This window comes from Streptomyces sp. NPDC047049 (genome assembly GCF_040643995.1).
Taxonomy (GTDB): domain Bacteria; phylum Actinomycetota; class Actinomycetes; order Streptomycetales; family Streptomycetaceae; genus Streptomyces; species Streptomyces mooreae.
In genome coordinates this window covers 184,212-204,324 of record NZ_JBEYVM010000011.1, presented here as the reverse complement: position 1 = coordinate 204,324, position 20,113 = coordinate 184,212, and the positions used below count along the sequence as shown (strand labels likewise).

The following is a 20,113-nucleotide window of genomic DNA, read 5'->3' as shown; positions in this document are numbered from 1 at the left end:
CCTGTCCGCAAAGTCCCGCCCGCCTCGCGGCTCCCTCCCGCAAGGACGGCGCCCGCCCACCGGCGAACGGGGGCGGGCGCCGCGGCGGTCCTCATCCCTCAGCGATCACCACGGCGGAGGCGACCCCCGCGTCATGGCTCAGCGACACATGCCACGACCGGACCCCGAGCTCCTTCGCCCGGGCCTCGACGGTGCCCCGTACCCGCAACCGCGGCCGGCCGCTGTCCTCGACGTACACCTCGGCGTCGCTCCAGTGCAGCCCGCCCGGTGCCCCGAGCGCCTTGGCCAGTGCCTCCTTGGCGGCGAACCGGGCCGCCAGCGAGGCGATGCCGCGGCGCTCACCGCTGGGCAGTATCAGCTCCTCGCCGAGGAACAGCCGCTGCGCCAGCTCCGGCGTACGCTCCAGCGCCTCGCCGAAGCGCTCGATCTCGGCGACATCGATCCCGACCCCGATGATCACTCGACCGTCACCGACTTGGCGAGGTTGCGCGGCTGGTCGACCTCGTTGCCGCGGGCGGTGGCCAGCTCGCAGGCGAACACCTGCAGCGGGACCGTGGAGACCAGCGGCTGCAGCAGCACCGGTGTCCGCGGAATCCGCACGAGGTGATCGGCGTAGGGCACCACCGTCTCGTCCCCCTCCTCCGCGATCACGATCGTCCGCGCCCCCCGGGCCCGGATCTCCTGGATGTTCGACACGATCTTGTCGTGGAGCACGGACCGCCCGCGCGGCGACGGCACCACGACGACCACCGGCACATCGTCCTCGATCAACGCGATCGGCCCGTGCTTGAGCTCCCCGGCCGCGAAGCCCTCCGCGTGCATATACGCGAGTTCCTTGAGCTTGAGCGCGCCCTCCAGCGCCACCGGATAGCCCACATGCCGGCCGAGGAACAGCACGGTGTTCTTGTCGGCGAGGCTGCGGGCCAGCTCCCGGACCGGCTCCATCGTGCCGAGCACCCGCTCGACCTGGGTGCCGATGGCCGCCAGTTCGCGCACCACGTCCCGGATCTCGTCGCCCCACTTCGTGCCCCGCACCTGCGCGACGTACAGCGCCACCAGGTAACAGGCCACCAGCTGCGTCAGGAACGCCTTGGTCGACGCCACCGCGACCTCGGGTCCGGCGTGCGTGTACAGCACCGCGTCCGACTCCCGCGGGATGGTCGAACCGTTCGTGTTGCAGATGGCGAGCACCTTCGCGCCCTGCTCGCGCGCATGGCGCAGCGCCATCAGGGTGTCCATGGTCTCGCCGGACTGGCTGATCGCGATGACCAGCGTCCGCCGGTCCAGGATCGGGTCGCGGTAGCGGAATTCGCTCGCCAGCTCCGTCTCGCACGGGATGCGCGTCCAGTGCTCGATGGCGTACTTGGCGATCATTCCCGCGTGGTACGCCGTCCCGCAGGCCACGATGACGACCTTGTCGACCTCTCGCAGCACGGCGGGCGGGATCCGCACCTCGTCCAGGGACAGCACGCCCGAGGCGTCGATCCGCCCCAGCAGCGTGTCGGCGACGGCCTTCGGCTGCTCGGCGATCTCCTTGAGCATGAAGTAGTCATAGCCGCCCTTCTCGGCGGCCGAGGCGTCCCAGTCGATGTGGTACTCGCGCACCTCGGCGGGCGCCCCGTCGAACCCGGTGACCGTCACCGCTTCCCGGCGCAGCTCCACCACCTGGTCCTGCCCCAGCTCGATCGCCTCCCGGGTGTGCGCGATGAACGCCGCCACATCCGACGCGAGGAAGGCCTCCCCGTCCCCGACGCCCACCACCAGCGGCGAGTTACGGCGTGCCCCGACCACCACGTCCGGCTCGTCGGCATGCACCGCGACCAGCGTGAACGCACCCTCCAGCTGCCGGCAGACCTGCCGCATCGCCTCGGCCAGCTCCCCGCAGGACGAGTAGGCCTCGGCCAGCAGATGCGCCACGACCTCGGTGTCCGTCTCGGACGCCAACTCGTGCCCGCGGTCGGTGAGTTCCGCGCGCAGCCCGGCGAAGTTCTCGATGATGCCGTTGTGCACGACGGAGACCCGGCCGGCGTTGTCCATATGGGGATGGGCGTTCTCGTCGGTGGGCCCGCCATGGGTGGCCCACCGGGTGTGCCCGATACCGGTCGAGCCGGCCGGCAGCGGACGGTCGGCCAGCTCCTTCTCCAGATTGGCGAGTTTGCCGGCCTTCTTGGCCGCTGCCAGCCCGCCATCGGCCAGCACGGCGATACCCGCCGAGTCATAGCCGCGGTACTCCAGCCGCTTCAAACCGGCCAGGACGACGTCAAGGGCGCTCTGCCCGCCCACATAACCCACGATTCCGCACATGGGGGCAGGGTACGCCGGGGCCCTGAGCGACCGGCCGCGGCATGTACCGGCGAGTCACCGATCGGAAATCCCGGCCTTCAGGGAGCCGACGCACGCCGGCCCCCGGTCGGTTCTGGAATGCCGCGCGATGACGACACGACGGCGAGACAATGAGGGGCGCCCTCAGAACCCCCGCGCTATCCGGGCGTGCGCCTCCCGCACCGTCTCCAGGAACTCCTCGTCCGCCTCCGCGTCCGCCCCGAGCTCGCTGCCCGGCTCGTGGCGCTCCAGGAAGTCCCCTAAATCTTCCCCCAGGTCCTCGTCCGGCAGCTCCTCCGCCAGCTCGGCGTACACCCGCGCGGCGAATCCGTCCGGGGCGGCATCCCCCGCCCGGCCCCCGGTCGCGCTTGTGGTCCTCCCCCACGGCCACTGTCCCAGCAGGCCGGCCCTACGCGCTCCCACACGTACCCCCAAAAGCGTCCTCGGCCCGAAGCCGGGCCTCTCCCCGCTGCCGACCGTACCGGGCAAAAACCCTCGGGTACAGACACCCGGGAAGAGAAGCCGCAAGCCCGCCCCGATGTCCACAAGACCGGCCTCCGGTGTGCACCGGCCGTTCATCTCCGGGTGCCCCGCCGGACACCCCGATAGGAGCGGCGGGTGACGGCTGCGCACAATGGGCGCGTGCCCCTGACGACCGATCCGCAGCAACGACGCCGCGCCGACAGCTCTCCGTACGTCGACCTGACGCGCGCACAGTGGAGCGCCCTGCGGGAGAAGACCCCCCTGCCCCTGACGGCCGACGAGGTCGAACGGCTGCGGGGCCTGGGCGATGTCATCGACCTCGACGAGGTGCGCGACGTCTACCTCCCGCTGTCCCGGCTCCTCAACCTCTATGTCGGCGCCACCAGCAATCTGCGCGGCGCGCTGAACACCTTCCTCGGCGATGTGGGCGGCGGCCCCCAGCCCGGCACCCCGTTCGTCATCGGGGTCGCGGGCAGCGTGGCGGTCGGGAAGTCCACCACCGCCCGGCTGCTGCAGGCGCTGCTGGCCCGCTGGCCCGAGCATCCGCGGGTCGAGCTGGTCACCACCGACGGCTTCCTGTTTCCCAACGCCGAGCTGCACCGCCGCGGCCTGATGTCCCGTAAGGGTTTCCCCGAGTCGTACGACCGGCGGGCGCTGACCCGCTTCGTCGCGGATGTGAAGTCCGGCAAGGCCGAGGCCACCGCGCCCGTCTACTCCCACCTCATCTACGACATCGTGCCCGGCGAGCGGCTGACCGTGCACCGCCCGGACATCCTCATCGTCGAGGGCCTGAACGTCCTGCAGCCGGCGCTGCCCGGCAAGGACGGCCGCACCCGCCTCGGGCTCGCCGACTTCTTCGACTTCTCCGTCTACGTCGACGCCCGCACCGAGGACATCGAGAAGTGGTACCTCGGCCGCTTCCGCAAACTGCGCGAGACGGCCTTCCAGAACCCGTTCTCGTACTTCCGCAAGTACACCCAGGTCTCCGAGGACGAAGCGCTCGACTACGCCCGGATGATCTGGCGCACCGTCAACAAGCCCAACCTGCAGCAGAACGTGGCCCCGACCCGCGGGCGCGCCAACCTGGTGCTGCGCAAAGGACCTGACCACAAGGTGCAGCGGCTGTCGTTGCGCAAGCTCTAGGGAGGCGCACACCGTGCTGCATCTACGCCTGATCGTCCCCGACAGCCGCACGGACGACGTGCTCCGGCTGCTGGAGACGACCGTCGGGGTGACCCATCTGGTGGTGCTGAGCGGGGCGGCCCGCGACCCGCGGGGCGACGTGGTGATGTGCGATGTCGCCCGGGAGGCCGGTGACGGACTGCTGGTCCGGCTGCGGGAGATGGGCCTCGACACCACCGGGTCGATCGCGATCGAGAACATCGACCTGTCGCTGTCCCGACGGGCCGACCGGGCGGAGGACGAGGCACCCGGCGAGGGCGCGGACGCCGTGCTGTGGGAGTCGCTGGCCGACGCCACCCACGAGGAGTCCACGCTCTCCGCGACCTATCTGGCGTTCCTGGCCCTCGCGACGATGATCGCGGCCTGTGGTGTGGTGCTGGACAACGCCATTCTGATCGTCGGCGCGATGGCGGTCGGCCCCGAGTTCGGCCCACTGGCCGGCATCTCCACGGCCCTGGTGCGGCGCGCCCCGCTGCTGGCCTGGCGCTCGCTGGTGGCACTGGTCGTCGGCTTCGTCGTGGCGATGGTGCTGACCTGCGGTTTCAGCTACTTCATGGACGCGGTGGGACTGTTCACGGAGCACCAGGTCGAGGGCCCCCGGCCCAACACGTCGTTCATCTGGCAGCCGGACTGGATGTCGTTCGTGGTGGCCTTCCTCGCCGGTGTCGCCGGCACCCTCTCGCTGACCTCGGCGAAGTCCGGTGCTCTGGTGGGCGTGGCGATCTCCGTGACCACCGTCCCCGCCGCTGCCAACGCCGCGGTCGCCTTCACCTACGGCGACTACGCGCAGACATGGGGCTCCTCCACCCAGCTCGGGCTGAACCTGGCGGGCATCGTGATCGCCGGCACCCTCACGCTGGTCACGCAGAAGCTCCTGTGGGCCCGGCACGACACGGGTCCGCAGGCCGGCTAGCCACCGCGCCGCGGACCCGCTCCCATGGCGAAGGCCCCGGTCCCGTACGGGGACCGGGGCCTTCGCCATGCCAGGACCGGGGGCCGGGCTAGCCCAGCGCCGACTTGACCGCATCGGCCAGCCGCTCGGCCACCGACCGCGCCTGCTCGATGTCCGCGGCCTCCACCATCACCCGCACCAGCGGCTCCGTGCCGGACGACCGCAGCAGCACCCGCCCGGTGGCGCCCAGCTCCCGCTCCGCCTCGGCGACCGCCGCGGTCAGCTCGGGGGAGGTCGTCACCCGCGACTTGTCGACATCGGGGACGTTGATGAGGATCTGCGGCAGCCGCTCCATGACGCCCACCAGGTCGGCCAGCGGCCGGCCGGTCGCGGCGGCCCGGGCCCCCAGCATCAGGCCGGTCAGCGTGCCGTCGCCGGTCGTCGCATGGTCCAAAACGATCACGTGCCCGGACTGCTCGCCGCCCAGCGCGAAGCCGTGCGCCTTCATCTCCTCCAGGACGTAGCGGTCGCCGACCGCGGTCTGGACGAGGTCGATGCCCTCGCGCTCCATGGCCAGCTTGAAGCCCAGGTTGGACATCACGGTGGCGACGACGGTGTTCTTGCGCAGCATCCCCGCCTCGCGCATCCCGAGCGCCAGCACGGCCAGGATCTGGTCGCCGTCGACCTCGTTGCCCTCGCGGTCCACGGCCAGGCAGCGGTCCGCGTCGCCGTCGTGGGCGACACCCAGGTCGGCGCCGTGCTCGACGACGGCCGCCCGCAGCAGCTGGAGGTGGGTGGAGCCACAGCCTTCGTTGATGTTCAGGCCGTCGGGGTCGGTGCCGATCGTGATGACCTCGGCGCCGGCCCGCGCGAAGGCCTCGGGCGAGACCCGCGCCGCCGCACCGTGAGCACCGTCGATGACGATCTTCAGCCCGTCCAGGCGGTTGGGCAGCACACCGACGAGGTGCGCGACGTAGTTGTCGAAGCCCTCGTCATAGACGGTGACCCGGCCCACCCCGGCGCCGGTCGGCCGCTCCCAGGGCTCTCCGGAGCTGTGGGCGCGGTAGGTTTTCTCGATCCGGTCCTCCAGTTCGTCGGCGAGCTTGTGGCCGCCGCGGGCGAAGAACTTGATGCCGTTGTCGGGCATCGGGTTGTGGCTGGCGGAGAGCATCACACCGAGGTCCGCACCGAGCGAGCCGGTCAGATAGGCGACCGCCGGGGTCGGGAGCACCCCCACCCGCAGCACGTCCACACCGGCGCTGGCCAGGCCCGCGACGACCGCGGCCTCCAGGAACTCCCCGGACGCGCGTGGATCGCGGCCGACCACCGCCACCGGCCGGTGACCCTCGAACGTGCCCGCCTCCGCGAGCACATGCGCCGCAGCGACCGACAGACCGAGCGCCAGCTCCGCCGTCAGATCCGCATTGGCGACGCCGCGCACACCGTCCGTGCCGAAGAGTCGTCCCACTGGTGTCCTCCGAGTAGATGAGCTTGGACCAGAGCATTAAGTCCAGGTATACGCCCCGGGTCCTGGATAGCCGAACGCCCCGGCAGCACGGATCCGTGCCACCGGGGCGTTCGCCAAGTGCTGCATGTCGCAGCGAGCGCGGATTAGCGCTTGCTGTACTGCGGCGCCTTACGGGCCTTCTTCAGACCGGCCTTCTTGCGCTCGACCGCACGGTCGTCACGCTTGAGGAACCCGGCCTTCTTCAGCGCGCCGCGGTTGTTGTCGACGTCCGCCTCGTTCAGCGCACGGGCCACGCCCAGGCGCAGCGCACCGGCCTGGCCGGAGATGCCGCCGCCGGAGATGCGGGCCACCACGTCGTAGCGGTTGTCGAGCTCGAGCACCTTGAAGGGCTCGTTGACTTCCTGCTGGTGCACCTTGTTGGGGAAGTAGCCCTCAAGGGTGCGACCGTTGATCTTCCACTGGCCGGTGCCCGGAACGATCCGGACGCGGGCAATGGCGTTCTTGCGACGGCCCAGGCCGGCAGCCGGCTGCGGGTCGCCGAAGCGGGAGGCGAGGGACTCGGAGGTGTACTCCGACTCCACGACCTCGGTCTCAGTGGTGTATTCCTCGACGGCGTCGTCGTTCTCGATGACGGTCTCGGGAGTGGTCTCGGCCACGATGCTCCTCAGAATTCTCTGTCGTCTTAGGGGGTGGCCGGAACTACTGCGCGACCTGGGTGATCTCGAACGGGACCGGCTGCTGCGCAGCGTGCGGGTGCTCGGCGCCCGCGTAGACCTTCAGCTTCGAGAGCATCTGACGGCCGAGGGTGTTCTTGGGGAGCATGCCCTTGATGGCCTTCTCGACGGCCTTCTCGGGGTTCTTGTCGAGCAGCTCGTCGTAGCGGACGGAGCGCAGACCGCCCGGGAAGCCCGAGTGGCGGTAGGCCATCTTCTGGGTCCGCTTGTTGCCGGACAGGTGCACCTTGTCGGCGTTGACGATGATGACGAAGTCACCCATGTCAACGTGCGGCGCGTAGACGGGCTTGTGCTTACCCCGCAGGAGGGACGCGGCCTGGGTGGCCAGACGGCCGAGGACAACGTCCTGCGCGTCAATGATGTGCCACTGGCGCTGGACATCGCCGGGCTTGGGGCTGAACGTACGCACGGTTAGCCTTCGCTTCTTCAGAGGTGGGATATCCCCAGGGCCTGGGCCTCGGGGACGGGTCCTGTACTGGTCACCGCTGCCGATCACACCAGCAGGAGCGGCGCTACGGGTGACGCAACCCGATCGTCCGTCGCTGGTCATCGGCCCGGTGGACCGCGTAAGGGCCCCCTCACGTGAGATAGAGCAAGCCAATACGCATAACGAACAGGCAGAATACCGGCCCGGCCCCGGTGGGGTCAAAACGCCCCCCGGACCGGCGCGCGGCACCGGCCTCCACCGCCACCCCTGTCACCGTGCGTAGTGACTGCCCCACGCCCCGGTGCCCACCCCGACCCCGGCACCCCGGCAACGCCGCAGGCCAGGCCTACCGCTCGCGCACCACCCGCCGCTCGTCCCACACCGGCTCCGCCGTCTCCCGTACCAGCCCGTCCGAGCCGAACACCAGGAACCGGTCGAAGGACCGCGCGAACCACCGGTCGTGGGTCACCGCCACCACCGTCCCCTCGTACGCCTCCAGCCCCTCCTGCAGCGCCTCGGCCGACTCCAGGTCCAGGTTGTCCGTCGGCTCGTCGAGCAGCAGCGCGGTCGTGCCGGACAGCTCCAGCAGCAGGATCTGGAAGCGCGCCTGCTGGCCGCCGGAGAGCCGTTCGAAGCGCTGCTCGGCCTGCTGCTCCAGCTCATAGCGGCGCAGCGCCGACATGGCCTGCCCCTTGTTCTTGGCGTGCTCGGTCCACAGGATGTCGAGCAGGGTGCGGCCCATCAGCTCGGGGTGGGCGTGGGTCTGCGCGAAGTGGCCCGGGACGACGCGGGCGCCCAGCTTCCAGCTGCCGGTGTGCGGGACGGGGTTCTGCTCGTCCCCGGCCAGCAGCCGCAGGAAGTGGGACTTGCCCGACCCGTTGGAGCCGAGGACCGCGACCCGCTCGCCGTAGAAGATCTCCAGGGAGAACGGCTTCATGAGGCCGGTCAGCTCCAGCCCCTCGCAGGTGAGCGCCCGTACCCCGGTGCGCCCGCCGCGCAGCCGCATGGTGATGTCCTGCTCGCGCGGCGGCTCCGGCGGCGGCCCGGCCTCCTCGAACTTCTTCAGCCGGGTCTGCGCCGCCGCATAGCGCGAGGCCAGCTCGTGGCTGACCGAGGCCGCCTGGCGCAGCGAGACCACCAGCTTCTTGAGCTGCGCATGCTTCTCGTCCCAGCGCCGCCGCAGCTCCTCGAAGCGGGCGAAGCGCTCCTTGCGCGCCTCGTGGTACGTGTCGAAGCCGCCGCCGTGCACCCAGACGTCGGAGCCCGCGGGGCCCGGCTCGACGCTGACGATCTTCTCCGCGGCCCGCGCCAGCAGCTCCCGGTCGTGCGAGACGAACAGCACCGTCTTACGGGTCTGCCGGAGCTGTTCCTCCAGCCAGCGCTTGCCGGGCACGTCCAGATAGTTGTCCGGCTCGTCCAGCAGCAGCACCTCGTCCGTGCCGCGCAGCAGCGACTCCAGCACCAGCCGCTTCTGCTCGCCCCCGGACAGCGTGCGCACCTGCCGCCACTGCGCCTTCTCGTACGGCATCCCCAGGGCCGCCGTCGTGCAGATGTCCCAGGCCGTCTCGGCCTCGTAGCCGCGCGCCTCGGCCCAGTCGCTGAGCGCCTGGGCATAGGCCATCTGCGCGGCCTCGTCGTCGCCCTCGGCACTCATCATCGCCAGCTCGGCGGCGTCCACCGCCGCTGCCGCCGCCCTGATCCGCGGCTGCGCCACGGATACCAGCAGGTCGCGCACCGTGCGCTCGTCCCGTACGGAGCCCACGAACTGCGGCATCACGCCCAGCCCGCCGCTGACCGTCACCGCCCCGCCGTGCGGCTGGAGCTCCCCCGAGATCAGCCGCAGCAGCGTCGTCTTCCCGGCGCCGTTGGCCCCCACCAGCGCCACCGACGCGCCCTCCCCCACCCGGAAGGACACGTCTCCCAGCAGGACCCTCCCGTCCGGCAGGTAGTACTCCAGATGTCCGGCCTCAAGATGTCCCATGAGCGGGATTGTGACCGGCCTCCGGGCGTTCCACCAACCCCATTAGGATGCGCGGCATGAGCTTTGGGCAAGGGGGGCCGTTCGACGGCCCCGGGGGTTCTTCGTCGTCCACTCCGGACTGGGGTGCACTCGCCGAGGAGAGCGAGGCACAGGCCCGCCGCAAACGCCTGCTGTGGATCGGCGGCGGAGCGCTGGCGGCCCTCGCGGTGGCCGGCATCGTCACCTTCGCCGTCATATCCGGCGGCAGCGGCACACCGGGCGGCAACCCGACGGCGTCGCCCACGGCGTCCGACCAGGCCGCGGCGCCGGACGCCCAGCCGTCCTTCCCCGACGTCTCCGTGCCGCCCCCGCCCAACCCGCGGGACTACATCTCCGACCCGAAGAAGGACAAGGCGCCGCTCACCCCGGCCACCCTCTTCGCGCAGAAGAGCATGGTCGTCGGCGCGCACACCTACCCGCGCACCAAGACCGCCACCACCAAGGACTGCACCGCCGCCGCCCAGGGGCCGCTGGTCTCCTCGCTGTCCCACAACGGCTGCAAGCAGCTGCTGCGCGCCACCTACGCCAGGGGCGGCGTCGCGGTCACCCTCGGCATCGCGGTCTTCGACTCCCCGGCCCAGGCCGCCAAGGTCATGAACGAGAACAAGGCCAACCTCATGCCGCTGCCCGGCGGCGGGGTCCCCTCGGACTTCTGCCAGGGCACGAAGTGCCGGATGGCGACGAACGCCACCGGCCGCTACGCCTACTTCACGATCGCCGGCTACCTCAACGGCAAGGACGTCACCGCCGCGGAGACCAAGGCCCGCCAGATCGCCCGGGACGGCGGCGCCTACGCGTTCAGCCAGATCACCCAGCGCGGCAAGGACCAGGCCGCCAAGGCTGCCGAACAGCAGCTCAAGGACGCCCAGAAGAAGGCCGGAAAGTCCTGACCGCGTCCGGTGGCGCCCGCCCTTCCCGGCGGCGCCACCGCATGCTCCACGGGGCACCGCAAGGCCTAACGGACACCGCTCAGCAGCAGCCGCCCCCGCCGCCCCCGGGCAGCGTCCGCTTGTTCCGCGCCTCCTGGTTGCGCGCCATCAGCAGCTCGTCGGCCGGATAGCCGACCTCCTCCAGCGTCAGCCCGTGCGGCCGTACGACATGGACGGCGGAGTCCCGTACCCCGGCAGCCAGCACCTTCCCCGGCCACTCCACCGGCCGGTGCCCGTCGCCGACGAACAGCATCGCCCCCACCAGCGACCGCACCATGTTGTGGCAGAAGGCGTCCGCCCGCACGGTCGCGGTGATGATCCCGTCCGCCCCGCGCGACCAGCTCAGCTCCTGCAGCGTACGGATCGTCGTCGCGCCCTCCCGCCGCTTGCAGTACGCCGCGAAGTCGTGCTCCCCCAGCAGCGGCCGCGAGGCCTCGTTCATCGCCTCGACGTCCAGCTCCCAGTCGTGCCACAGCACATGGCCGCGCAGCAGCGGGTCCACGCCCCCGTGGTGATCGGTCACCCGGTACGCATACCGCCGCCAGATCGCCGAGAACCGCGCGTTGAACCCGTACGGCGCCTCGGCCAGCCGCCACACCCGCACGTCCTTGGGCAGCCGCCCGGCCAGCCGCCGCAGCAGCTTGTCCTGATGCTCGGCCCACACCGCCGCGGGCAGGTCCACGTGCGCCACCTGCCCGCGCGCATGCACCCCCGCGTCCGTCCGCCCGGCCACGGTGAGCTCATACGTCTGCCCGGACCGGGTCACGGTCCGCAGCGCGTCCTCGATCTCCCCCTGCACGGTCCGCCGGCCACCGGCCTGCTTCGCCCACCCGGAGAAGTCCTTTCCGTCGTAGGAAAGGTCCATCCGCACCCGGACGAACCCGGGCTCCACTTCGTCACTCACGACAGCAATCCTCCCTCACGCCACGGGCAGCTGTTCCGCACGGGCCCTCCCCGGGCACCACGCCCCGGGCACGGCGGTCCGCCCCCGCCACGGCCCGCCCGCGCATGCGAAAGCGGGCCCGCCCCGAAGGGCGGACCCGCTCACACGTCGGTCAGGACTCAGGCGTCCTTCGACTCCTCGGTCGCCTCGGCAGCCGGGGCCGCCTCCGCGTCCTTGGCCGCACGCTTCGTCGCGGCCTCGGCCTCACCGGTGGCCTGCTGGGCCACGGTCAGCGCCTCCACCAGCTCGATGACGGCCATGGGCGCGTTGTCGCCACGGCGGTTACCGATCTTGGTGATACGGGTGTAGCCACCCGGGCGGTTCTCGAACCGCGGGGCGATCTCCGTGAAGAGCGTGTGCACGACGCTCTTGTCCGAGATCAGCTGCATGACCTGACGGCGGTTGTGAAGGTCGCCCTTCTTCGCCTTGGTCACCAGACGCTCCGCGTACGGACGCAGACGACGGGCCTTGGCCTCGGTCGTGGTGATGCGGCCGTGCTCGAAGAGCGAGGTGGCCAGGTTGCGCAGCATCAGACGCTCGTGCGCAGCGCTGCCGCCCAGACGGGCACCCTTGGCGGGCTTCGGCATGGTGTATCTCCTTGATGTCTGCCCCGGCCGTATCAGGTACCGGGGTCAGTATCTGAGCAGACGGTTGTCCGTCAGAGACCGGGAGCGGCCCCGAAGGGCGCTCCCGGAAGGGGCGCGGGGAACTGCGCGACAAGCACAGTGCACCCGCACCCGGGTACGGACCGAAAGGCCCGAGCTCTTAGTACTGCTCGGTCTCCACGAAACCGGCATCCGCGTCGTCATCGGCGCCAAAGGCGTCCGCGGCGGCGGTCGGGTCGAATCCGGGCGGGCTGTCCTTGAGGGCCAGGCCCATGCCGGCCAGCTTCGCCTTGACCTCGTCGATCGACTTCGCACCGAAGTTGCGGATGTCGAGCAGGTCGGCCTCGGAGCGCGCCACGAGCTCACCCACGGAGTGGATGCCCTCACGCTTGAGGCAGTTGTACGAGCGGACCGTGAGCTCCAGCTCCTCGATCGGCAGCGCCAGGTCGGCGGCCAGGGCGGCATCCGTCGGGGACGGGCCCATGTCGATGCCCTCGGCGTCGATGTTGAGCTCGCGCGCCAGACCGAACAGCTCGACCAGGGTCTTACCGGCGGACGCCATGGCGTCACGCGGGCGCATGGCCTGCTTGGTCTCGACGTCGACGATCAGCTTGTCGAAGTCGGTGCGCTGCTCGACACGGGTCGCCTCGACCTTGTACGTGACCTTGAGCACCGGCGAGTAGATGGAGTCGACCGGGATACGGCCGATCTCCTGGCCCACCTGCTTGTTCTGGACGGCGGAGACGTAGCCGCGACCGCGCTCGACGGTCAGCTCCATCTCCAGCTTGCCCTTGCCGTTGAGCGTGGCGAGGACCAGGTCCGGGTTGTGCACCTCGACACCGGCCGGCGGGGCGATGTCCGCGGCGGTGACCAGGCCGGGGCCCTGCTTGCGCAGGTACATCACGACCGGCTCGTCGTGCTCCGAGGAGACGACCAGCTGCTTGATGTTGAGGATGAGGTCGGTGACGTCCTCCTTGACGCCCGGCACGGTGGTGAACTCGTGCAGGACACCGTCGATGCGGATGGACGTGACCGCCGCACCCGGAATCGAGGACAGGAGGGTCCGACGCAGGGAGTTGCCGAGGGTGTAGCCGAAGCCCGGCTCCAGCGGCTCGATCACGAACCGGGAGCGGTATTCGTCGACGACCTCTTCGGTCAGCGAGGGACGCTGAGCAATCAGCATGGTGTTCGATCCTTCAGTCGTGGACGCCCGCTATTTGACGCCCGCTGTACTGACAAGGGTACGGGCGGTACGGCGCCATCGGCTCCGTACCGCCCCCACCGGTCAGCTCTTACTTGGAGTAGAGCTCAACGATCAGCTGCTCCTGCACCTGGGTGTCGATCACCTGGCGCTCGGGCATGCTGTGCACGAGGATCCGCAGGTTCGAGGGGATCGCTTCCAGCCAGGCCGGAACGGTCCTCTCGCCGGCCTCGGCCTGCGCCACCGCGAACGGGGTCAGGTTCCGAGAGGCCTGGCGGACCTCGACGATGTCGTTCACGGCCACGCGAGCCGACGGAATGTCGGTCTTGCGGCCGTTCACCGTGATGTGTCCGTGACGGACCAGCTGACGGGCGTGGTCGCGGGACTTGGCAAAGCCGGCCCGGTAGACCACGTTGTCGAGACGGGTCTCAAGGATGCGCAGAAGGTTCTCACCGGTCTTGCCGGTCTTCTGGTTCGCTTCCTTGTAGTAGTTCACGAACTGCTTTTCCAGGACACCGTAGATACGGCTGCACTTCTGCTTCTCACGAAGCTGGAGCAGGTACTCGCTGTCCTTGGTGCGCCCGCGACCGTGCTCACCCGGGGGGTAAGGACGGATCTCGATCGGGCACTTCGCGCTCTCGCACTTGCTCCCCTTGAGGAAGAGCTTCTGCTTCTCCCGACGGCAACGCTTGCAGTCGGCCCCGGTGTATCGCGCCATTTTCCAGTTGTCTCCGTTACCTCAGTGCGTCAGACGCGCCGGCGCTTGGGCGGGCGGCATCCGTTGTGCGGAGTGGGGGTGACGTCCTGGATCGAACCCACCTCGAGGCCGGTGGCCTGGAGGGAGCGGATCGCGGTCTCACGGCCGGAGCCGGGACCCTTGACGAAGACGTCGACCTTGCGCATGCCGTGCTCCTGCGCGCGGCGGGCGGCCGACTCGGCGGCCATCTGCGCGGCGAAGGGGGTGGACTTGCGCGAGCCCTTGAAGCCGACGTGGCCGGCAGAGGCCCAAGAGATCACGTTGCCCGTGGGGTCGGTGATCGAAACGATCGTGTTGTTGAACGTGCTCTTGATGTGAGCGTGCCCGTGGGCAACGTTCTTCTTCTCCTTGCGGCGCACCTTCTTGGCGCCGGCCGTACGGCCCTTCGGAGGCATTCATTACTCCCGTGGAGGTGGTCGGTCCTACAGCGAAGACCGCTTGCAGGGGCCCGGGGGGCGTCCCCCGGAGCACACAGTGCGTCCTGCTGAGGACTACTTCTTGCCCGGCTTCTTCTTGCCGGCGATCGCGCGACGCGGGCCCTTGCGGGTACGCGCGTTCGTGCTGGTGCGCTGACCGTGCACCGGCAGACCGCGGCGGTGACGCAGACCCTGGTAGCAGCCGATCTCGACCTTGCGGCGGATGTCGGCCTGGATCTCGCGACGGAGGTCACCCTCGGTCTTGAGGTTGTTGTCCACGTACTCGCGGATCTTGATGAGGTCTTCCTCGGCAAGGTCGCGAACACGGGTGTTCGGGTTCACGCCGGTGGCGGCGAGAGTCTGCTGCGACAGCGTCCGCCCGATACCGAAGACGTAGGTGAGGGCGACCTCCACACGCTTTTCGCGCGGGAGATCAACGCCTGCGAGGCGTGCCATTGATGTGGCTCCTGATGGCTATTCGGAGGTCTTCCGCAGCACCGTTCCCGTAAGACTCTGCAGAATTACGAGCCGGGTCCCCGGCCTCCGAGCCGGGGGTGTCGTCCCCACGCGAGTGATGCGGGGGGTCGGGTGACTGCGTATGTACGTATGTGCTTGCGTCGCGCGAAAACTGCGAAATGCAGGTGGTCGGCGTGCGTCAGCCCTGGCGCTGCTTGTGGCGCAGGTTGTCGCAGATGACCATGACCCGGCCGTGACGGCGGATCACCTTGCACTTGTCGCAGATCTTCTTGACGCTCGGCTTGACCTTCATGGGATGTGAGGTTCTCCGGGTCAGTGCCGTCACCCCACGGGAGCGGGGCGCCGACAAGATCTACTTGTAGCGGTAGACGATCCGGCCACGCGTCAGGTCGTAGGGAGAGAGCTCCACGACGACCCGGTCATCCGGGAGGATACGGATGTAGTGCATCCGCATCTTTCCGCTGATGTGCGCGAGGACCTTGTGACCGTTCTGGAGCTCCACCTTGAACATGGCGTTCGGGAGGGACTCGATCACGGTGCCCTCGATCTCGATGGCACCTTGCTTCTTGGCCACGCTTCGCCCTTCGAATCGGCTACCTTGATCGGCTATCCCGCACCACACCCTCGACCAAGAGGGCATACGGATGCACGAGAGCCGACGCGTTAGTCTACGTCAGCGCCCAGCAAAAGACGAATCCAGGATTATTGCCCACCCGGGGAGATCCTTACGCCGGGGCCGGTCGGCCGGGCGCGTCAGAACGCCGGGCGAGTCGGGCCGCCGAGGCGAGTCGGGCCGCCAGGCGGGTCGGGGCCGGTGAGCGGGTCAGGCCAGAGGGTCGGGCGCCGCGGTGATCCCCAGCTCGGCGAGCTTGGCCTTGCCGCCGTCCGGCGCGGTCAGCACCAGCGGGCCGTCCTCGGTCAGCGCGACCGAGTGCTCCCAGTGCGAGGACCAGCTGCCGTCGTTCGACTTGACCGTCCAGTCGTCGTCGAGGACGTGGGTCTTGGCCGTGCCGAGATTGACCATCGGCTCGATGGCGATGCAGAAGCCGGGCACCAGCTTGGGGCCGCGGCCGCGCTTGCGGTCGACGTAGTTCAGCAGGTGCGGGTCCATGTGCATCTGCGAGCCGATGCCGTGGCCGCCGTAGTCCTCGACGATCCCGTACTTACCGTTGGCGGGGCGCGGCTGGCGGCGGATGTAGCCCTCGATCGCCTTGGAGATGTCGACCAGCCGGTTGCCCTTGGCGACCGCCGCGATGCCGGCCCACATCGACTCCTCGGTGACCCGGCTCAGCTCGACCAGCTCCGCGGAGTGGCCGGAGCCGACGAAGGCGGTGTACGCCGCGTCGCCGTGCCAGCCGTCGATGATCGCGCCGCAGTCGATGGAGATGACGTCGCCGTTCTGCAGCACCGTCTCGGTGTCGGGGATGCCGTGGACCACGACATCGTTGACCGAGGTGCAGATCGTCGCGGGGAAGCCGCCGTAACCGAGGAAGTTCGACTTCGCTCCGTGCTCGGCGAGCACCTTGCGTGCCGCGTCGTCCAGGTCCTTGGTCGTGGCGCCGGGCACCGCGGCCTCCCGGGTCGCCGCGTGAATGGCGGCGACCACCAGCCCCGCCTCGCGCATCTTCGCGATCTGCTCGGGGGTCTTGATCTCCACCATGACGGCTGGCGCCTTCCTGAACCGACTGCAACGCATATCCGGCGGCCGTGATGACCGCCCCGTACACGATACGGCCGCGGTAGCCCTTGCGGGCACCGCGGCCGTATCGGAGACCGTGTGCTGCTACGCGTCCCGCGACGGCAGGGCCGCCATGGAGCGCCGGGTGACCTCGTCGACCTTCCCCATGGCGGGGATGGTGACGACCAGGTCCTGGTCCTTGTAGTAGTCGATGATCGGCTCGGTCTCCGTGTGGTAGACCTCGAGCCGCTTGCGGACGGTCTCCTCGCGGTCGTCGTCCCGCTGGTACAGCTCGCCGCCGCAGACGTCGCAGACGCCCTCGGCCTCCGGCTTGTTGTACTCCGCGTGGAAGACGTGGCTGGAGTCGTTGCGGCAGATGCGCCGGCCGGCGATCCGCTTGACGACCTCGTCCTCCGGGACCTCCAGGTCCAGGACGGCGTCCAGCTTGAGGTTCTTGTCCTTGAGGTACTCGTCCAGCGCCTTGGCCTGGCCAAGGTTGCGCGGGAAGCCGTCCAGGAGGAAACCGCCTGCCGCGTCGGGCTGCTCCATACGGTCCTCGGCCATCGCGATGGTGACCGAGTCGGGCACCAGGTTGCCGGCGTCCATGTACGACTTCGCCTCGCGGCCGAGGGGCGTGCCCTGGCTGATGTTGGCGCGGAACAGGTCCCCCGTGGAGATGTGCGGGATCTCGAGGTTCTTGGCAAGGTACGCAGCCTGCGTACCCTTGCCGGCCCCCGGGGGTCCGACGAGGACGATTCGCATCAGCGGAGGAACCCTTCGTAGTTGCGCTGCTGAAGCTGGCTCTCGATCTGCTTCACGGTCTCCAGGCCCACACCCACGATGATCAGGATGCTCGTCCCGCCGAACGGGAAGTTCTGGTTCGCGTTGAAAAGCACCAACGCCACTGTTGGTACGAGCGCGATCAGCCCCAGGTACAGCGAGCCCGGCCACGTGATCCGGTTGAGCACGTAGCTGAGGTACTCGGCCGTCGGGCGACCAGCCCGGATACCCGGGATGAAGCCACCATACTTCTTCATGTTGTCGGCAACTTCTTCGGGGTTGAAGCTGATGGCGACGTAGAAGAAGGCGAAGAAGACGATCAGCAGGAAGTACGTAACGATGTAAACCGGGTGATTTCCCTTGGTGAAGTTGGTGGCGATCCACGTCGCCCATGCCGCCTTCGACCCGCTGAACTGTGCGATGAGGGCTGGAATGTAGAGCAGCGATGACGCGAAGATGACGGGAATCACACCCGCCTGGTTCACCTTGAGCGGGATGTAAGTGGACGTTCCGCCATAGGACCGGCGGCCGATCATCCGCTTCGCGTACTGCACCGGGATGCGCCGCTGGGCCTGCTCGACGAAGACCACCAGGGCGACCATCGCCAGGCCGACCGCGATCACCGCGAAGAACTCGATCCAGCCGTCGGCCAGCTTGCCGGTGAGCTTGATCTGCCACAGCGCGCCCGGGAAGCCGGCCGCGATGGAGATGAACATCAGGATCGACATGCCGTTGCCGATACCGCGGTCGGTGACGAGCTCACCGAGCCACATGATCAGGCCGGTGCCGGCGGTCATCGTGATGACCATGGTGATCGTGGTGAAGATCGAGTCGCTGGGGACGATCTCGCTGGCGACCGGGCAGCTCTGGAAGAGCGCACCGCTGCGGGCCGTGGCCACCAGGCCGGTGCCCTGCAGGATGGCGAGCGCCACGGTCAGGTAGCGGGTGTACTGGGTGATCTTCGCCTGCCCGGACTGGCCCTCCTTCTTGAGGGCTTCCAGCCGCGGGATCACCACGGTCAGCAGCTGGAGGATGATGCTCGCCGTGATGTACGGCATGATCCCCAGCGCGAAGATCGTGATCTGCAGCAGCGCACCACCGCTGAACATGTTCACCAGGGCGAACAACCCGCTGCTCCCGCCGGCCTGCTTCATGCAGGTCTCGACGTTCGCATAGTTGACCCCGGGGACCGGGACGTGTGCGCCGATCCGGTAGAGCACGATGATGCCCAGTGTGAACAGCAGCTTCTTGCGCAGGTCGGGCGTCTTGAACGCTCGGGCGAACGCGGTGAGCACGGTGCCTCCTGCGCCTCCCGCCTTGAGTGCGAGAGGTGACGGTCTTGAGGATCGACGAATACGTAGCGGGCAAAAACCGCGCGGACACGGCCCGCGCGGCGGGGGTCCGGGCCGGAGCCCGGAAAACAACAGTCCATCCCACCTTACCGGCGACCATACCCCCGTGGAACGACCAACCGGGGATGCCCCAAACGATGGGCATCCCCGGTCAGTTGAGTCAGCGAACTCAGATGAGTTCGGTGACGGTGCCGCCGGCGGCGGCGATCTTCTCCTTGGCGGAGCCGGAAACGGCGTCAACCGTCACCTGCAGCGCCACGGAGATCTCGCCGGTGCCGAGCACCTTGACGAGCTCGTTCTTGCGCACCGCGCCCTTGGCGACCAGGTCGGTCACCGTGACCTCGCCACCCTGCGGGTAGAGCGCGGCCAGCTTGTCCAGGTTCACGACCTGGAACTGCTTGTGGGCGGGGTTCTTGAAGCCCTTCAGCTTCGGGAGGCGCATGTGGAGGGGCATCTGCCCACCCTCGAAGCGCTCCGGAACCTGGTAACGGGCCTTCGTGCCCTTGGTACCACGACCAGCGGTCTTACCCTTGGACGCCTCACCACGACCGACACGGGTCTTGGCGGTCTTGGCGCCCGGGGCGGGCCGGAGGTTGTGGACCTTCAGCGGGTTGTTCTCCGCCATGTCAGTCGACCTCCTCAACCGTCACGAGGTGGCGGACGGTGTGCACCATGCCGCGGAACTCGGGGCGGTCCTCCTTGACAACCACGTCGTTGAGCCGCTTGAGGCCCAGCGAACGGAGGGTGTCGCGGTGGTTCTGCTTGCTACCGATGAAGGACTTCGTCTGCGTGATCTTGAGGTGCGCCATTACGCGGTCACCCCGGCACGCGCCCGCAGCAGAGCGGCGGGAGCAACGTCCTCCAGCGGCAGGCCACGACGGGCGGCGATCTCCTCGGGACGCTGCAGCCCCGAGAGCGCCTCCACCGTGGCGTGCACGATATTGATCGGGTTCGACGAACCGAGCGACTTGCTCAGCACGTCGTGGATGCCCGCGCACTCCAGAACGGCACGCACGGGGCCACCGGCGATCACACCGGTACCGGGGGAAGCCGGCTTGAGCAGGACGACGCCCGCAGCCTTCTCGCCCTGGATGGGGTGAGGGATGGTGCCCTGGATACGGGGGACCTTGAAGAAGTTCTTCTTGGCCTCTTCCACGCCCTTGGCGATGGCAGCCGGAACTTCCTTGGCCTTGCCGTAACCGACACCTACGGTGCCGTCACCGTCGCCCACCACGACCAGCGCGGTGAAGCTGAAGCGACGGCCACCCTTGACAACCTTGGCGACACGGTTGATCGCGACAACGCGCTCAACGTATGCGGTCTTCTCGGCGGCAGCGCCACCGTCGCGACCCTTCCGGTCCCGCCGCTCGCCGCCACCGGCACCGCTCCCGCGGCGCTGGGGTCCAGCCATTGGATTTACCTCTCTCTGTTACGTCCGCTAGCTCCG

General features: G+C 69.1%; 24 protein-coding genes. 3 read left to right on the top strand and 21 right to left on the bottom strand.

Annotated elements, in window-relative coordinates; genetic code table 11:
• Positions 1–91: 91 nt before the first annotated feature.
• The 3 genes from ABZ851_RS24225 to ABZ851_RS24215 all read right to left on the bottom strand — a co-directional run bounded on the left by ABZ851_RS24225 (position 92) and on the right by ABZ851_RS24215 (position 2,637).
• Positions 92–460, bottom strand: coding sequence for a holo-ACP synthase (locus ABZ851_RS24225; RefSeq protein ID WP_088798389.1), 369 nt, complete (start codon positions 458–460; stop codon positions 92–94).
• Positions 457–2,304 carry a glutamine--fructose-6-phosphate transaminase (isomerizing) gene (gene glmS / locus ABZ851_RS24220; RefSeq protein ID WP_361131123.1) on the bottom strand — a complete coding sequence of 616 codons (1,848 nt, stop codon included), beginning with the start codon at positions 2,302–2,304 and terminating at the stop codon, positions 457–459. The genes ABZ851_RS24225 and glmS overlap by 4 nt, the downstream gene beginning before the upstream one ends.
• A gap of 162 nt (positions 2,305–2,466) precedes the next feature.
• A complete protein-coding gene (locus ABZ851_RS24215; protein ID WP_361131120.1) occupies positions 2,467–2,637 on the bottom strand; it encodes a hypothetical protein in 171 nt (56 codons plus the stop codon).
• A gap of 327 nt (positions 2,638–2,964) precedes the next feature.
• Here ABZ851_RS24215 and coaA point away from each other — a divergent pair, with 327 nt between their 5' ends.
• Together coaA and ABZ851_RS24205 are read left to right on the top strand one after the other, a co-directional pair.
• Positions 2,965–3,948: a type I pantothenate kinase gene (coaA, locus tag ABZ851_RS24210; protein ID WP_361131117.1), complete on the top strand. Its 984-nt coding sequence runs from the start codon at positions 2,965–2,967 to the stop codon at positions 3,946–3,948.
• 13 nt (positions 3,949–3,961) lie between these two features.
• Positions 3,962–4,900 (top strand): DUF389 domain-containing protein, encoded by a 939-nt coding sequence (locus ABZ851_RS24205; RefSeq protein ID WP_361131114.1) that lies wholly within the window; start codon positions 3,962–3,964, stop codon positions 4,898–4,900.
• 88 nt (positions 4,901–4,988) lie between these two features.
• On the opposite strand, the gene glmM is transcribed toward ABZ851_RS24205, so the two are convergent.
• From glmM to ABZ851_RS24185, 4 genes are all read right to left on the bottom strand, one after another.
• A complete protein-coding gene (glmM, locus tag ABZ851_RS24200; RefSeq protein WP_361131111.1) occupies positions 4,989–6,347 on the bottom strand; it encodes a phosphoglucosamine mutase in 1,359 nt (452 codons plus the stop codon).
• Between the two features lie 143 nt (positions 6,348–6,490).
• On the bottom strand, positions 6,491–7,003 hold the full coding sequence (gene rpsI / locus ABZ851_RS24195; protein ID WP_018090882.1) for a 30S ribosomal protein S9: 513 nt from the start codon (positions 7,001–7,003) through the stop codon (positions 6,491–6,493).
• Positions 7,004–7,046: 43 nt separating this feature from the next.
• Positions 7,047–7,490: a 50S ribosomal protein L13 gene (rplM, locus tag ABZ851_RS24190; protein WP_006604900.1), complete on the bottom strand. Its 444-nt coding sequence runs from the start codon at positions 7,488–7,490 to the stop codon at positions 7,047–7,049.
• A 364-nt stretch (positions 7,491–7,854) separates the two neighbouring features.
• The gene (locus tag ABZ851_RS24185; RefSeq protein WP_361131106.1) at positions 7,855–9,489 is read right to left on the bottom strand and encodes an ATP-binding cassette domain-containing protein; all 1,635 of its coding nucleotides are present in this window, start codon (positions 9,487–9,489) and stop codon (positions 7,855–7,857) included.
• Positions 9,490–9,545: 56 nt separating this feature from the next.
• On the opposite strand from ABZ851_RS24185, the gene ABZ851_RS24180 reads away from it, so the two are divergent.
• Positions 9,546–10,418 carry a hypothetical protein gene (locus ABZ851_RS24180; protein WP_361131103.1) on the top strand — a complete coding sequence of 291 codons (873 nt, stop codon included), beginning with the start codon at positions 9,546–9,548 and terminating at the stop codon, positions 10,416–10,418.
• 79 nt (positions 10,419–10,497) lie between these two features.
• Here the strand turns inward: ABZ851_RS24180 and truA are convergent, their stop codons facing one another.
• The 14 genes from truA to rpsE all read right to left on the bottom strand — a co-directional run bounded on the left by truA (position 10,498) and on the right by rpsE (position 20,077).
• A complete protein-coding gene (gene truA, locus ABZ851_RS24175) occupies positions 10,498–11,361 on the bottom strand; it encodes a tRNA pseudouridine(38-40) synthase TruA (protein ID WP_093492411.1) in 864 nt (287 codons plus the stop codon).
• Between the two features lie 158 nt (positions 11,362–11,519).
• Positions 11,520–11,987 carry a 50S ribosomal protein L17 gene (gene rplQ / locus ABZ851_RS24170; RefSeq protein ID WP_088798397.1) on the bottom strand — a complete coding sequence of 156 codons (468 nt, stop codon included), beginning with the start codon at positions 11,985–11,987 and terminating at the stop codon, positions 11,520–11,522.
• 178 nt (positions 11,988–12,165) lie between these two features.
• Positions 12,166–13,188 (bottom strand): DNA-directed RNA polymerase subunit alpha, encoded by a 1,023-nt coding sequence (locus ABZ851_RS24165; protein WP_003956430.1) that lies wholly within the window; start codon positions 13,186–13,188, stop codon positions 12,166–12,168.
• Between the two features lie 109 nt (positions 13,189–13,297).
• Positions 13,298–13,924, bottom strand: a complete 627-nt coding sequence (rpsD, locus tag ABZ851_RS24160; RefSeq protein ID WP_088798398.1) for a 30S ribosomal protein S4 — start codon at positions 13,922–13,924, stop codon at positions 13,298–13,300.
• Between the two features lie 29 nt (positions 13,925–13,953).
• Positions 13,954–14,358: a 30S ribosomal protein S11 gene (gene rpsK / locus ABZ851_RS24155; RefSeq protein WP_004571845.1), complete on the bottom strand. Its 405-nt coding sequence runs from the start codon at positions 14,356–14,358 to the stop codon at positions 13,954–13,956.
• Between the two features lie 96 nt (positions 14,359–14,454).
• Positions 14,455–14,835: a 30S ribosomal protein S13 gene (rpsM, locus tag ABZ851_RS24150; RefSeq protein ID WP_030074809.1), complete on the bottom strand. Its 381-nt coding sequence runs from the start codon at positions 14,833–14,835 to the stop codon at positions 14,455–14,457.
• A 199-nt stretch (positions 14,836–15,034) separates the two neighbouring features.
• Complete coding sequence (gene rpmJ, locus ABZ851_RS24145) at positions 15,035–15,148, bottom strand: 50S ribosomal protein L36 (protein WP_003956441.1); 114 nt, start codon at positions 15,146–15,148, stop codon at positions 15,035–15,037.
• A 60-nt stretch (positions 15,149–15,208) separates the two neighbouring features.
• A complete protein-coding gene (infA, locus tag ABZ851_RS24140; RefSeq protein ID WP_003956442.1) occupies positions 15,209–15,430 on the bottom strand; it encodes a translation initiation factor IF-1 in 222 nt (73 codons plus the stop codon).
• A 249-nt stretch (positions 15,431–15,679) separates the two neighbouring features.
• A complete protein-coding gene (gene map / locus ABZ851_RS24135; protein WP_361131096.1) occupies positions 15,680–16,516 on the bottom strand; it encodes a type I methionyl aminopeptidase in 837 nt (278 codons plus the stop codon).
• Between the two features lie 123 nt (positions 16,517–16,639).
• Positions 16,640–17,296 (bottom strand): adenylate kinase, encoded by a 657-nt coding sequence (locus tag ABZ851_RS24130; protein WP_336049325.1) that lies wholly within the window; start codon positions 17,294–17,296, stop codon positions 16,640–16,642.
• On the bottom strand, positions 17,296–18,609 hold the full coding sequence (secY, locus tag ABZ851_RS24125; protein ID WP_088798401.1) for a preprotein translocase subunit SecY: 1,314 nt from the start codon (positions 18,607–18,609) through the stop codon (positions 17,296–17,298). Before secY ends, ABZ851_RS24130 begins: the two co-directional genes overlap by 1 nt.
• A 226-nt stretch (positions 18,610–18,835) precedes the next feature.
• The gene (gene rplO, locus ABZ851_RS24120; RefSeq protein ID WP_088798402.1) at positions 18,836–19,291 is read right to left on the bottom strand and encodes a 50S ribosomal protein L15; all 456 of its coding nucleotides are present in this window, start codon (positions 19,289–19,291) and stop codon (positions 18,836–18,838) included.
• A gap of 1 nt (position 19,292) precedes the next feature.
• Positions 19,293–19,475: a 50S ribosomal protein L30 gene (gene rpmD, locus ABZ851_RS24115; RefSeq protein WP_030074796.1), complete on the bottom strand. Its 183-nt coding sequence runs from the start codon at positions 19,473–19,475 to the stop codon at positions 19,293–19,295.
• Positions 19,475–20,077: a 30S ribosomal protein S5 gene (gene rpsE / locus ABZ851_RS24110; RefSeq protein ID WP_088798403.1), complete on the bottom strand. Its 603-nt coding sequence runs from the start codon at positions 20,075–20,077 to the stop codon at positions 19,475–19,477. Before rpsE ends, rpmD begins: the two co-directional genes overlap by 1 nt.
• Positions 20,078–20,113: the final 36 nt, after the last annotated feature.